General features: G+C 62.6%; 8 protein-coding genes. 5 read left to right on the top strand and 3 right to left on the bottom strand.

Annotated features, from left to right (window positions below):
• Window positions 1-309 precede the first annotated feature (309 nt).
• Both BLW22_RS12790 and BLW22_RS12785 read right to left on the bottom strand, forming a co-directional pair.
• Window positions 310-939 (bottom strand): response regulator, encoded by a 630-nt coding sequence (locus tag BLW22_RS12790; RefSeq protein ID WP_065927714.1) that lies wholly within the window; start codon window positions 937-939, stop codon window positions 310-312.
• Window positions 939-3,812: a PAS domain-containing sensor histidine kinase gene (locus BLW22_RS12785; RefSeq protein ID WP_074846636.1), complete on the bottom strand. Its 2,874-nt coding sequence runs from the start codon at window positions 3,810-3,812 to the stop codon at window positions 939-941. Before BLW22_RS12785 ends, BLW22_RS12790 begins: the two co-directional genes overlap by 1 nt.
• Before the next feature lie 527 nt (window positions 3,813-4,339).
• On the opposite strand from BLW22_RS12785, the gene BLW22_RS12780 reads away from it, so the two are divergent.
• From BLW22_RS12780 to BLW22_RS12760, 5 genes are read left to right on the top strand one after another with little or no spacing between them, the layout of a single operon-like run.
• Window positions 4,340-6,772 carry a TonB-dependent receptor plug domain-containing protein gene (locus BLW22_RS12780; protein ID WP_065927716.1) on the top strand — a complete coding sequence of 811 codons (2,433 nt, stop codon included), beginning with the start codon at window positions 4,340-4,342 and terminating at the stop codon, window positions 6,770-6,772.
• A gap of 44 nt (window positions 6,773-6,816) precedes the next feature.
• Window positions 6,817-8,430 (top strand): ABC transporter substrate-binding protein, encoded by a 1,614-nt coding sequence (locus tag BLW22_RS12775; RefSeq protein ID WP_074846634.1) that lies wholly within the window; start codon window positions 6,817-6,819, stop codon window positions 8,428-8,430.
• Window positions 8,427-9,377: an ABC transporter permease gene (locus BLW22_RS12770; RefSeq protein WP_074846632.1), complete on the top strand. Its 951-nt coding sequence runs from the start codon at window positions 8,427-8,429 to the stop codon at window positions 9,375-9,377. The genes BLW22_RS12775 and BLW22_RS12770 overlap by 4 nt, the downstream gene beginning before the upstream one ends.
• 3 nt (window positions 9,378-9,380) lie before the next feature.
• The gene (locus tag BLW22_RS12765; RefSeq protein ID WP_065927719.1) at window positions 9,381-10,265 is read left to right on the top strand and encodes an ABC transporter permease; all 885 of its coding nucleotides are present in this window, start codon (window positions 9,381-9,383) and stop codon (window positions 10,263-10,265) included.
• Window positions 10,262-11,893: a dipeptide ABC transporter ATP-binding protein gene (locus tag BLW22_RS12760; protein WP_065927720.1), complete on the top strand. Its 1,632-nt coding sequence runs from the start codon at window positions 10,262-10,264 to the stop codon at window positions 11,891-11,893. Before BLW22_RS12765 ends, BLW22_RS12760 begins: the two co-directional genes overlap by 4 nt.
• 3 nt (window positions 11,894-11,896) lie before the next feature.
• On the opposite strand, the gene BLW22_RS12755 is transcribed toward BLW22_RS12760, so the two are convergent.
• On the bottom strand, window positions 11,897-13,228 hold the full coding sequence (locus BLW22_RS12755; protein ID WP_065927721.1) for an ABC transporter substrate-binding protein: 1,332 nt from the start codon (window positions 13,226-13,228) through the stop codon (window positions 11,897-11,899).
• Between the last annotated feature and the right edge of the window lie 1,128 nt (window positions 13,229-14,356).

Here is a 14,356-nt window from a genome sequence, read left to right as displayed (position 1 = left end):
CACAACGTAAACAAGGCGCCACCAGCGGCCAGCGACACCATGCTGAAGCGCTCGCTCCAGGCAATCGCAAGCCCGCCCAGCAGACCCGCGAACGCAACCGGAAACAGGGTCAAAGCAGCGGAAGGGGGTGGTGTCGGTGCGCTCACGGTTTGTCTCCCTGTCAAGGCATGTCGTCACGACCTGACCGGTCATTCGACTGCTTGAAAGAGATACTGGCCCGATAATGGCACTGCCACCATCGGAGCATCCCTATTCTGGGGTAGGGATCCTGGAAAACCGCCTAGGAAAATCCCTACCCCCGTACACGCTTCACGAAATACCCAGGGTCATGGCGAAGCGCACAATGTCTGCGGTGGAGGAAAACCCCATTTTTTCCATCAGCCGGGTCTTGTGGGTGCTGACCGTCTTGTTACTGATGACCAACTGCTCGGCGATCTGGTTGACGCTCATACCGTGCGCCAGCAGGCGCAGGATCTGGAACTCGCGATCGGACAAACTCTCGACAAAGGTCTGCTGCTTCAAGCCACTGCTTTGCAGCGCGATCTGTTCCGCCAGCCCGGGGTCCAGGTAGCGTTGGCCACTGACCACTCGACGCATCGCGACCAACAGGGTTTCGGGATCGCGGTCCTTGGTCAGGTAGCCAAGTGCACCGGCGCGTAATGCCCGTTGCGCGATATGGATTTCGTTATGCATGCTCAACACCAGAATCGGCAGTTTCGGGTATTGGGTATGCAGGCGCGCAATCAGAATCTCGCCGCTGATACCCGGCATATTCATGTCGAGCAGCAACAGGTCGATCTCGACTTGGCGCAACAGTTCGATCAGTTGCGTACCACTCTCGGCTTCGGCCACCACCTGCACGTCGGCGACCAGCGAGAATAGTTGCTTGAGCCCTTCGCGCATGATGGTGTGGTCATCGGCGATCAGCATGCGAATCATCAATACCTATCCTTGTGCATCGGAATGAACGCCTGGACCGTAGTGCCCTGCCCAGGATGACTGAAAATGATCACTTTGCCGCCCAGCATCAGGCCGCGCTCACGCATGCCGGCCAAGCCCAGGGTCTGGCGGCCGACGGCATCGGGGTCAAAGCCCTTGCCGTTATCCTGGACCTCGAGCACCCAGTGCGTCTCCTGCGGGCTCAGGGTGACGCTGACCTGCGTCGCTTGGGCATAACGCGCGATATTGGTCAGCGATTCCTGCACGATGCGAAACGCTGCGGTCACGTGGGTATCCGGAAGGGTCAGGGGAATCAGCGGCAGGTTCAACGCACAGGGAACCTGGGTCAGGGTGACGAATTCGGCTGTCAGCCATTCAAGACCGGACACCAGCCCCAGGTTCAGCGCGGAGGGGCGCAGGCTCGTGGACACATTGCGCACGACCTGGATGGTCTTGTCGGTCAGCCCCATCAAGCGCTCGACCTGAGGGGTGAGCTCAGGCGTATCGGCGCCGAACTGAAACCTCAGCAACGAGATGCCCATGCGCAGCGCCGTCAGGTGCTGGCCCAGTTCGTCATGGATCTCCCTGGCAATCAGTTTGCGCTCCTCTTCCCGCGCCGTTTCCCGGCGGGTCGATAGGTCGCGTAATTGTGCGTTGGAATTGGCCAGGCGCCGCTCCGCCGCGCGCAGCTTGGAAATATCGCGCCCGACGGCCAGCACGCTGACAACGCGCTGGCCGTCGACCTCGGGAACAAAGTGGATCAACACCACCTTGGGCGCGGTTTTCAAACCCGACAATAAGAACTCCTGTTCCGTGGCTTTATTCTGGCGAATCACCTGGGCCACCAATTCTCGAAAAAGCTGGGACTGGGCGTTCAGGGGCACCACTTCATCCATGGGCATGCCCATCAGTTCCGGCCAGGCCCCGCCCACCCATTTTCGCAACTGCGCATTGACGTAAAGCACCTCCCCGAGAACACTCAAGCGAGCGACGGCGTCCGGGCTGTTTTCCACCAGGGCGTTGATGTCGTGCTGGCGTTCCAGTTCTTTCTGTCGGGCCCGGGTCAAATGGGTCACATCACGACCGATCACCAAGACCCGCGGGCCCAAGCTGCCCGAGTCGGCGACTGGCACCAGGGTAAAGTGCAGGTTGCGCACTTCGTTGCGCAGCACCATGCCCTCCTCTGACTCCACCACCCGTTCGGCGGCCCCGCATTGGTCATGAAGGGCCTGGATTTTTTCCGCGTTGAGCCGGCCAAAGATCGACGCCAGCGCCTCGCCAATAACCTCGCCATGGGGTTTCCCAAGTACCTGCAACAGGGCCGGATTGACCTCGACACAACGCAGCTCACCCCGTGGCGCTGCTTCCAGCAGGCACAACATGTCCAGGGTATGGTCGAAAATATCCCGGTAGCGGCGCTCGCGCTCCCTGAGCAAGGATTCGGAGCGCCAGCGTTCAATGGCAATCGCGGCAATGTGGCAGGTCTGGCGCACGCGCTGCAGGTCGCTCTCATCCAGCGCAGAGCCGGGCGAGCGCGACAACGCGAAAGCCCCAAGGGTCTGCCCCTGATTGTCGAGGATGGGCTCGTACCAGCAGGCGGAAGAAGGCTTGGATACCGACGAATCGAGGCTTTGCGGTTCAGCAAGCACTACGCCACAGGAACAGTGAGGCAAGGCCAGTTGAAGATAGCTCACCAGCAACCCCAGGGTTTCGTCCAGTGAGGCGCCCGTGGCCATTGTTTCGAAGATGCGCAGACGTGCGTCCTCAAGCACTTGCTGTTTGCGCAACTCAGTGATGTCGTGGGCCAGTGCCAGCACGCCTGCCACCTCACCGGATGGGCTGCGTTCAGCCATCAGGCTGACGACACAACTCACCGCTTCACCACCGGGGCCGGCCGGCCAACTGTTGAGGAATTGAGCGGTCTCGCCTGTGGATGCCACATGACGCAGATGGTCGAGGTAATCGCCGGGCTGCTCCCTGGGGCTGGCGCCTATGGCCTCGTCATAAGACATGCCGGTCAAGAGCAGGAACGTCGGGTTGACGTACGTACGCAACAGGTTGCGATCGTAGCGAACAATGATGTTGGGGGAATTCTCCGCCAGGGTGAGGAATTTCAGCTCGCTGCCCAGCAAGGTTTCGCGAAGCTGCCAGTTCTCGGTGATGTCTTCCAGTTGGGAGACAAAACAGATCGGCTGCCCCTGGTCGTCCCGCACCAGCCCCACGGTCAGGCGCACCCAGACAACCTGGCCGTCGTGGTGGATGTAGCGTTTATGCAAGGTAGCGCCCTGCCGTGCACCGCCCTTCAACTCTTCTATCAGCTGCTTGCCCACTTCGCGGTCTTCGGGGTGGGTCAAGGCCATGAACGTGGTGTTTTGCAGCTGTGCCTCGCTGTAGCCAAGCAGCCTGCAAATGACGCTATTGGCCCTCAGCCAACGACCGTCCAGTGACACGAGGGCCAAGCCAGTGCCGGAGGAATCGAAAATGGCTTCAAGGGGGATCTCGGAGAAGCGCTCGCTGTGGGAATGCGCGGTTGGGGGCCCAGGCAGGGGAAGGATTTCAACAATAAAATAGTCGTCGCGCCACGGTGTCATCGACAGGTTCAACCGGCCGGACTGCCTCGCGGTCGCCTCGAAACACACCCGGGATTGCCCATCGGCCTTTTCCAGCGCCGCATAAAAAAGCTGGCTGTCCTGCGGGCGCAGCAAGGAGAGAAACTCGGTGTTTGCCTCAGGAGAGACGCCGTTCTGACACTGCAACGTTGAAAACGCAGGGTTGCCCAACACGACCCGTGCAGATCGATCCAGGACCACAACCGCACCCGACAGGCAGGCAAATACGCCTTTAAGGGTTTGCAGCACTTCCTTGACTGCCATTACCGCTCCTGCATACGTCCACGCTTACGATGAAGACCCCACCGTAAATACTTCAAAAGTTGTTGCTGGTTCGGCCCATAAAAGCCTGGGTATCTGGCGAAGCCGGTAACCGAACCAGTCAATTGAATGTATGCCCAACGGGTGCCCACAAAAACAACACCCTATGGATAGCGTTGCCCGGCACTTGATGGAGACTATCGTAGTCTCATTTACGGCCGGCGCCAGCCAGACTAAAGATTTACGTTCAGCCGCAGGGAATCCTCACGCCGACCTCAGGCATGCCACCCCACGTCGATGTTTTGGATGTCGAACACTCAACCCACGCCAAGGCCCTACACATAATAAAAATAGATGATCTTATAAATTTACAAGATAACAATATCTAATAATTAGCTTATTCCAAAAAAGACTTTCCCCACGGTTTTTTATAGGGATATCTTCATTCCACACACCGACCCCATGCCTGGCGGAGGACGTACCCCCGATCACCAGGAGCCTTCAGCAGGCTTACATGGACCCTTCCCGACATGCCAGACATCGCCGCCCCCCTACCCCGCAGAAGATTCCACCTGTCACTGCTGACCAGTTCCCTGCTGCTGGCCGGCGCGCCCTCCTTCGCCGAAGCCGCCGCCGACGAGGCCAAGCTCGATACGGTGACCGTGATCTCCACCGGTTTGCGTGGCCAGCAACGCACCGTGGCCGACAGCCCGGCACCGATTGACGTGATCAACAGCGAACAGTTGCTCAAGACCGGGCGCGCCGAGTTGTCCGAGGCGATTGCCAAGCTGCTGCCGTCGTTCAACTTCGGCACCAATATCGCCGGCTACAACTCGGTGACGCGTCCGCTGAGCAACCGCAGCCTCGGCCCGGCCTATACCCTGGTGCTGGTCAACGGCAAACGCCGGCACAACGGCGCCACCGGCCAGCGCGGGTCGATCGACAACAGCGGCGCCAATGCGGTGGACATCGACCTGATCCCGGTCAGTTCGGTGGACCACATCGAGGTGCTTAAAGACAGCGCGGCGGCCCAGTACGGTTCCGATGCCGTGGCCGGGGTGATCAATATCATCCTCAAGACCGGCAACAGCGGCGGGCATCTGGAAACCAGCTACGGCCAGTTGTTTTCCGGCCAGGGTGAGACGATCAAGGTGGCCGGCGACCAGGGTTTCAAGCTGGGCGACGGCGGCTTTTTCCACCTCTCCGCCGACGCCCGCAAACGCGGCGAGGCCGCGTGGAACGACAAGGCCGACAGCAGCGTACGCGCCTTCAACGACCCGGCCAGGGAAGCGGCCTGGGACCGCGTGGCAATCAAGAACGGCGACCCCGACCTGAAGGCCTTCAACCTCGCCTACAACACCGAACTGCCCCTGGAAGACCTGACGCTCTACTCGTTCTCAACCTACGGCGAGCGCGATGCCGAGGCCGCCAACTACTTCCGCCTGCCGACCGGCCGGGCCGCCGTGCCCGAGGTGTTCCCCGACGGCTACTACCCGCTGAACAACATCAAGGACCGCGACTACCAACTGCTGTTCGGCGGCAAGGGCCAGGCGGCCGAGTGGAACTGGGACCTGAGCACCACCTACGGACGCAACAACGTCCACCATTCCAGCGACCTGAATATCAACCCGTCCCTGGGCACCGCCTCGCCGACCAGGTTCGACAACCTGGCGACCTTTCGCTTCGAGCAGTGGGTGAACAACCTGGACGTCACCCGCCGCTACGACAGCCTGTTCAACCTGACCTCGCCGGTGCAAGTGTCGGCCGGCCTGGAGCATCGCTGGGAACATTTCAGCACCTTCGCCGGTGACCCCGAAGCCTATATCACCGGCACCTACCCGGCGGCATCGGGCGCACAGGCGGCGGTGACGATTCGCCCGGAGGATGAAGTCAGCCTGATCCGCAACAACTACGCCGGCTACCTGGACCTGGGCTTCGACCTGACCGAACGCTGGTTTCTCGACGTCGCCGGGCGCATCGAACATTACGATGACGACTCGGGCAACACCTTCGGCCTCAAAGTGAATTCGCGCTACGAGTTGACCGACAGCGTCGCCGTGCGCGGCACCGTCGGCACCGGCTTCCGGGCGCCATCCCTGACCCAGATCGGCTACACCGTGGCCGACAACCGGGTGGCCGTCGACGTGAACGGCAACGTGGTGCCCGCCGTGACCCGCCTGACCCCGTCGGGCAGCAACCTGGCCAAGGCCTTGGGTGGCGATGACCTCAAGCCGGAAAAGTCACGCAACCTCGGGCTGGGCTTGACCTGGCAGCCGGCACCGCGCACCAGCATCACCGCCGACGCTTACCTGATCGACATCGACGACCGCATCGCCCTGACCAGCAATATCTACGATCAGGGCAACGGCGTGATCAACGGCATCCTCACCGCCCAAGGCGTGCCCTCGGGGACCTGGGTCAACTACTACACCAACGCCTTCGATACCCGCACCCGTGGCCTGGACGTGGTCGCCGACCACACCACGCCGCTGGATGCCTGGGGCGATGTGCGCTGGAGCCTGGGCTTCAACTGGAACAAGACCACTATCGAAGGCACACGGGACACCCCGAGTGCGCTGGCCAACTCCGGCGTCACCCTGGTGGGCCGCGACCGCGAAGGCGATCTCACGCAAGCCTCGCCCAAGACCAAATGGATCCTGGGCGCCAACTGGAAGGTCGAGGACCTCGCAGTGAACCTGCAAACCAGCCGCTACGGTGCGGTCAAGACCCTGGCGGTAAACCCCTCCGGCGACCGCAGCTTCGGTGCGAAATGGATCACCGACCTGGACGTCAGCTACACCTTCGTCGACCAGATCACCGTCAGCATCGGCGGCACCAACATCTTCGACGTGCGCCCCGACCGGCACGCCGTCTACAGCAACCTGGGCCTGGCGCCCTACGGTAACCCGCCGTTCTACCCCGGCGGTGGCTACTGGTACACCAAGCTGGCCTACGACTTCTAAGCCAATCGCCATACGAGGGCATCCCATTGAACACCTCCAACTTGATGAGCCGTCTATTGGCCCCTTGCGTCCTGATGTTAAGCCTGGCCGCCTGCTCACCTGCGGGCAGTGACAGCCAGGCCGGCAAGACCCTGAACATCGCCTTCTTTGGCGACAACACCATCCTGGTCAGCATTGATCCGTTCCAGGTCTACTGGCTCGAACACCGGGTGCTGCTGCGCAATATCGCCGAATCCCTCACCGACCAGGACCCGCAGACCGGCAGGATCATTCCCTGGCTGGCGAAAAGCTGGGAAGTCAGTGACGACGCGTTGACCTACACCTTCCACCTGCGCGACAACGTCACCTTCAGCAACGGCGAACGCTTCGATGCCAAGGCCGTGAAAACCGCGTTTGACAGCAACAAGGCACTGGCGACCGAGCTGCCGGCCACCTTCGGCGCGACGTACCTGGCAGGCTTTGATCACGCCGAAGTGGTCGATGACTTGACCGTCAAGCTGGTGCTCGCCAAACCCAATGCGGGCTTCCTGCAGGCGACCTCCACGACCAACCTGGCCATCCTCGCGCCGGCCTCCTACGCGCTGAGCGTCAAGGAACGCTCACTCGGCAAGATCATCGGCACCGGCCCGTTCGTATTGGCCAGCTACACCCCGGAAGTCGGCGCGCACCTGACCAAGCGCAAGGGTTACGCCTGGGCGTCGGCCAATATGAAAAACCAGGGCGAAGCGCACCTGGATGCGGTGGACGTCACCTACATCCCCGAGGAAAGCGTGCGTAACGGCCTGTTCCTGCAAGGCAAGGCCGACATCCTGTGGCCCCGCAACCCGTTCTCGGAAGTCGACCTGAAACTGTTCCAATCCAAGGGCGCCACCATCCAGAGCCGCTCGCTGCCGGGGCCCTCCCTGAACCTGTTGCCCAACACCCGTGGCGGTCGCGTATTGGCCGATAAACAGGTGCGTCTCGCCGTGCAGAAAGCCATCGACCGCAAGAGCTACGCGAGTACCGTCTACAACGACGAGTTCGCGGTGGTAGACGGCATCTTTGATGTGACCACGCCTTACTTCAAGAGCCAGGGCGCCAAGCTCGCCTATGACCCGGTGGGCGCCGAGCGCCTGTTGGACGCTGCCGGCTGGGCCAAAGGCGCAGACGGCTATCGGCAGAAGGACGGTAAGCGCCTGAGCCTGAACTACAACGTCATGCAGGCCGAGACCGCCGGCGATGTGCTGCTGCAGGACCAACTGCGCAAAGTCGGCATTGAGGTAAAACTCAGCGTGGTAACGCGTGCCGAATGGGTCGCCAACAACTCCGCCGGCAACTACGACCTGACGATCAGCTACATGACCCGCGCCGATCCGATCATCCTGCAAACCATCCTTGATCCACGTACTGCCAACAGCTCAACCGTAGCGACGAACATCTTTGAGCCGCAGGTGCTTGAGCGCGCCAAGGGCCTGTTTGACGCCGGCATCACCGCCACCCAAAGCGCTCAAAGGGCGGCAGCCTACGGCGACCTGCAGGACCTGCTGATCGACGAGGGCTCGGCGTTCCCGGTGTATGAGCGCGTGTGGCAGGCCGCGACGTCGCCCAAGGTGAAAAACTTCCGCTGGACCGCCGAAGGCTTCGCGCTGCTGGGCGATATCGAGGTCGGCACGCCATGAGCCGCTACCTGATCGGCCGGGTCGGCCAGGCGCTGCTGGTGCTATGGGGGGCCTATAGCATCACCTACTTCATCCTTTATCTGCTGCCGGGCGATACCTTGTCGATCATGCTCAGCGCGTCCGGCATGGAAGCCGACGCCCTGTCGGTGGAAGACCTGGCCAAGGCGCGCGCCTACTACGGCTTGGACAAAGGCCTGTTCGAGCAATATATCGACCTGCTGCTGGGGGCATTGCGCGGGGACTTCGGGCAGTCGCTGTCACTCAATCGCCCGGTGGCCGAATTGCTCGCCGAACGCCTTCCCCAGACCCTTTCCCTGGCCGGCCTGGCGATTGTGCTCTCGCTGCTCGGCGGTAGCGGCCTGGCTTACCTCACCGCGTATATCCGCTGGCAACCGTTGAAAAAGGCATTGGCGCGCTTGCCGTCCCTGGGCTTTTCGGTGCCGGTGTTCTGGATGGGGTTGCTGTTGATCCAGGTGTTTGCGTTTGGCCTGGGTTGGTTTCCCGCCACTGGCAGCCGCGGGGTTGAAAGCCTGGTGCTGCCGGCGATCACCCTGGCGATTCCCAGCGCAGCGGTGTACGCCCAGGTGCTGCAACGCAGCTTCCAGGGCGTGTGGAAAGAGGCCTATATCCTCACTGCGTACGCCAAGGGCTTGAGCCGGGGCCAGGTGCAGGCGCGCCACGGGTTCAGGAACGCCGCGCTGCCGATCCTCACCCTGATCGGCCTGCAGGTGGGTAACACCGTGTCCGGCGCGGTGCTGGTGGAAACCATCTTCGCTCGCTCCGGCATCGGCCGCCTGGCCCAGGAAGCGGTGCTGCGCCAGGACATTCCGGTGGTGCTGGCCATCGTCGCGGTCTCGGCGGCGGCATTTGTCCTGGTGAACCTGCTGGTGGACCTGCTTTACCCCTGGCTCGACCCGCGCATCTCCCACACGCCCAAGGTGTCCTAGACCATGACCACGCTTACCCGGAAACTGATCCGCAGCGAACCACTCTGGCGCCGCCGCAGCCCCTTACAACGCGCAACGGCGACACTCCTGCCATTGCTGCGCCGCCCAGGGTTCAGCCTGGCGGTGCTGGTGGTGCTGTTCTCGCTGGTCGCCGCCGTGACGCCGCAGTTGCTGAGCAGCTTCGACCCTTACGCCACCGCGCCCGCCGCCAAACTCAGCGCCCCCAACCTGACCCACTGGTTCGGCACCGATGAGCTGGGCCGCGACCTGTTCACCCGCGTGGTCTACGGCGCCAGCCTGTCAGTGCTGGCCGCCTCCCTGGCGGTCGGCATCGCCCTGGTGGGCGGGTTGGGGCTGGGCATTTTGTCCGGGTTTGCCGGTGGCCGTATCGATGCCCTGATCATGCGCTTTGTCGATGTGCTGCTGGCCCTGCCCGGCCTGTTGCTGGCCCTGGCGATTGTCACGGCCATTGGCTTCGGTACGGTACCCGTGGCGATTGCCGTGGGCATTGGCATCATTCCCGGCTTTGCCCGCACCACCCGTGCCGAAGTGCTGCGGGTGAAAACCCTGCCCTATGTCGAAGCCGCTCGCCTGGGCGGTGCCAGTTGGGGCCGCACGTTGTTGCGGCACATCCTGCCCAACGCCTGGGGCCCGGTAGCCGTGCTGGCGACCCTGGATTTCGGCGCCGCGATCCTCGCCACCGCAGGCTTGAGTTTTCTCGGTTTCGGCGCCGCCCCACCGGCGGCGGAATGGGGCACCTTGATAGCCAACGGCCGCCACTTCCTGATCACTGCTCCGTGGGTGTCCTTGTTGCCTGGCCTGTTCCTGGTGGCCGTGGTGTTCAGCCTCAACCATATCGCCCGCACGTTCGAGGAGATCCAGCGATGAGCACCCAGCCGCTTTTAATCGATGTGCGCCAACTGAGTGTCGACTACCGTTCCGGCGGCCAGCTCAATCCGGCGGTGCGCAGCCTGTCGTTTTCACTCACCCAGGGCGAGACCGTGGCGATTGTCGGCGAGTCCGGCTCGGGCAAATCCACCCTGGCTAACGCCATCCTAGGCCTGCTGCCCGAGAATGCGCAGATCGGCGCCGGTGAACTGTGGGTGGATGGCCACAACCTGACCCACGCCAGCGAACGGCAGAAACGCAAGCTGCGTGGGCGCACCATCGGCCTGGTGCCCCAGGACCCGATGGTCAGCCTCAACCCCACATTGCGCATCGGCCAGCAAATCGCCGAGGCGCTGGTACTCGCCAAGGGCAAACGCTACCCCGCTGTCGACGCCGACATTGTCGAGCTGCTGCAACAGGTGGGCATCGACAAGCCGGTACTTCGCGCACGCCAGTATCCCCATGAACTCTCCGGCGGCATGCGCCAGCGCGTGCTGATCGCCATCGCCCTGGCCGGCAACCCGCGCCTGATCATCGCCGACGAGCCCACCAGCGCCCTCGACGTGACCGTGCAGCGCAAGATCCTCGACCACTTGCAGCGCCTGGTCAGTGAACGCGGCATTTCCCTGCTGATCATCACCCATGACCTGGGCGTGGCGCTCGACCGTGCCGACCGCATCCTGGTGATGCAACAGGGTGAAGTGGTAGAGCAAGGTCCGCCACGGCAGATCCTCGCGCACCCCAGCCACGACTACACCCGCGCGCTGATCGCCGCCGCACCCGCCTTCGCCAGGCGGCGTGAACCGTTGCTCAACCTCGACCTGGGACGTGAGCCGATCCTGAGCCTGCACAACGTCGGCAAGACGTTTGCCCTGCCCAAGGTCAAGGGCGAGCCCTCGACCTTCGTGGCCCTGGAGGATCTGAGCCTGGAGGTCTACCCCGGCCAGACCCTGGCCATCGTCGGCGAGTCCGGCTCGGGCAAGAGCACCGCGCTGCGTATCGCCCTGGGCCTGGAAAAGCCGACCCAGGGCCGGGTGCGGTTCGAGCAGCAAGACGTCACCGACCTGAGCTGGCGCGACTTCCGCCCGTTGCGCCAACGCCTGCAACTGGTGCAACAAAACCCCTTCGCGGCGCTGGACCCGCGCTTCACGGTATTCGACAGCATTGTGGAGCCGCTGGTGTCGTTTGGCTTGCTCAAGGGCGCCGCCCTGGAGCAGGCGGCGCGGGCGTTGATCAGCCGCGTGCACCTGCCGGTGAGCTTTCTGGATCGTCTGCCCCGTGAACTGTCGGGTGGGCAGTGCCAACGGGTCGCCATCGCCAGGGCCTTGGCGTTGAAACCCGACCTGCTGTTGCTGGATGAACCGGTCAGCGCCCTCGACGTGTCGGTGCAGGCGCGCATCCTCGACCTGCTGGAAGAGCTGCAACGGGAGATGGGCATTGCCTATGTGCTGGTGTCCCACGACTTGTCAGTGGTGGCCAACTTCGCCCATGAGGTGCTGGTGCTGCGCAATGGCCGCGTGGTTGAGCAAGGCTCGGTCGCGCAGATCTTCAACCAGCCGGCCAGCGACTACACCCGCGAACTGATTGCCGCCATCCCTGGCCGGCAACTTACGGCAAGCGCCGCCTGAGGTTTACTGTGCCGAGCAATCACGCGCCACGATGCCCTTCTCCTGGGCATACGCGGCGGACTTGGCTTCGATCAACGGACGCAAGGTGGCGCGATCGGCCTGCAGCCAGTCGGTCACCAGCACCCATTTTTGCCCATCCCACTGCTGCACCCGGGCGGAGCCGCCACCTTCGTGGTCGGCGCAGGACAGCTTCAACGGTGCCAGCAGACCTTCGAAGCCCATGGCCTTGAGGCGCGCGGCGTCGATGTCCAGGTGCTCGAACGCCCAGCGGGTTTCCTCGCCGTTCAGCGCGCGGTTGCCGAATTTGGCCTGGCCGGTGCGCAGCGCTTCGACGGCAATCGCGGCGTTGATCAGGCCGATGTTGTAGTAGACCTTGCCGAAGTAGCTGGGGTCCTTGAGGTTGCTCTTGCCGGGATCGAGGATGAACTGCCTGAGCTTTTTATGGATGTCGAAACTGTCGCCACCGGGGAACGGCGCCAACGCCTGGTAGCCTTTAGCGGCGGTGCCGGCGGGTATCACGTCGGCTTCGGAGCCGGCCCAGACATCACCGATCAGGCGGTCCACGGGGATGCCAAAGCGCACGGCGGTCTTGATGCCGACGGGGGTGGACACGCCCCAGGTGCGCAGGAACACCCAGTCCGGGTTGATCTGCCGCACCTGGCGCCACTGGGTCGACTGCTCGTTGCCGGGGTCGGCCACGGGGATCTGGATGTTCTCGAACCCGTATTTTTGCGCCAGCAATTGCATGGCTGCCTGGGTTTCGCGGCCGTAGGCGGAGTCGTGATAGACGGTGACGATCTTCTTGCCCTTGAGCTTGTCCAGGCCGCCTTCGCGCTGGGCGATGTAGTTGATGCCCACCGACGCCTGGCCGTAGTAGTTAAGCAACAACGGGAACGCGTAGGGAAACACGCGGCCATCGGTGGATTCGGTACGCCCGCCGGCGCCATCGATCAGCGGGATGTGGTCAATGGCGGCACGGTCCATCAGCGCATAGGAGGCCGGTGTGCTGTGGGTGAAGAAGAACCCGGTGGGTGCGCCGTCGAGACCGGCTTTGTAGCGCTCATAGCATTCGATGATGCGGTCGGTCTTCCACTCGGTCTCGCACTCCTGCCAGACCAGCTTGACGCCGTTCACGCCGCCTTCGACTTCGTTGATGTAGCGGAAGTAATCAATCTCCCCCGCCCACCACGGAATGCCGCTGGAAGCGTAGGCGCCGACCCGGTAGGTGGCCAGCGGGATGAACTGTTGATCGTTGGCGGCCTGGGCAACCGGCCCGCCCAAGGCGCCGAGTGCCAGCAGGCTGGCGATGACTGTGCGATGCAAGACGTTGTGCATGGGTGTGGTTTCTTATGAAAGGTGAGGTTTCCCTCCCGTTGTCGGGTCAGCGCCAATCGGGTCACAACACAATTCATGCCAAGCCTGGAAGCCCCTCACTTCGAGGGTTGGCGCTGTACCAGTCACCCTTCATCGCCAGGAGAATCGAACACTTTATTGAACCGCTGTTGCGCCACCAACACCGCGCTCGGTCGTCAGGGTTGACCTGCAACTGAAAAACCTCACCAACCGCTACTACGGGTACGCCTGGTATGGCCCGGACGGCGCCAAAGCGTCGCTGCACTCACCGGGTGACGGGCACACCGAGCCTGGGCGAGGTGCCGAGTGGTGAGGGTGGTTGCTTCCGTGGCGGCCTTCGGGCCGACCATGCGCTGGATTTGACCGAGTACATATCCGTTGCTGCGGTCACGGCTGCTTATGGTTCCGCTCTTACAGCGGGTCACTTTTGGAAAAGAGCCCCAAAAGTAACCAAAAGGGCTCTTGCCCCAACACTCGGCACCTCGCCTAGGCTCGGTGTTCCCTCACTCCGGCTTGAATCCGTGGGCCGCCGTCATGGGCCATCCTTGGCCCAGGACGGCTAACCCGGCGTCCTGCCGGGTTACCCACGGATTCAAGCCTGCGTTCGGCCAGCGTGTTTAACGGGGCGCCTGAGATCAAGATCAAAAGCCAGAGCCAGAGCCAGAGCAGATCAAAAGATTGCTGACTTCGTCAGCGATTAAGGAAGTAGAAGCCATACCGCGTACGCTTCAAAGATCAGGTCGGCTTTAAGGCCGCCTCGCTTTGTTTTTGATCTGGGATCGCCCCGTCAAACACGCTGGCCGAACGCAGGCTTTGGAGCGTGGGTAACCCGGCAGGACGCCGGGTTAGCCGCACTGGGCCAAGGATGGCCCATTGCGGCGGCCCACGCTCCAAAGCCGGAGTGAGGGCACACCGAGCCTAGGCGAGGTGCCGAGTGTTGGGGCGAAGCGTTTTTGGTTACTTTTGGCGCTCTTCCAAAAGTGACCCGCTGTAAGAGCGGAACCCTAAGTGGCCGTTACCGCAGCAACGGATATGTACTCGGTCAAATCCAACGACATGGTCGGCCCGAAGGCCGCCACGGAAGCAAACCACAGACCTCTGAAAGTTGTG

Origin of the sequence: Pseudomonas marginalis (assembly GCF_900105325.1) — a bacterium.
Lineage (GTDB): Bacteria > Pseudomonadota > Gammaproteobacteria > Pseudomonadales > Pseudomonadaceae > Aquipseudomonas > Aquipseudomonas marginalis.
Note: the sequence above shows the minus strand (reverse complement) of the source record. Positions and strands in the feature narration are given on the sequence as shown.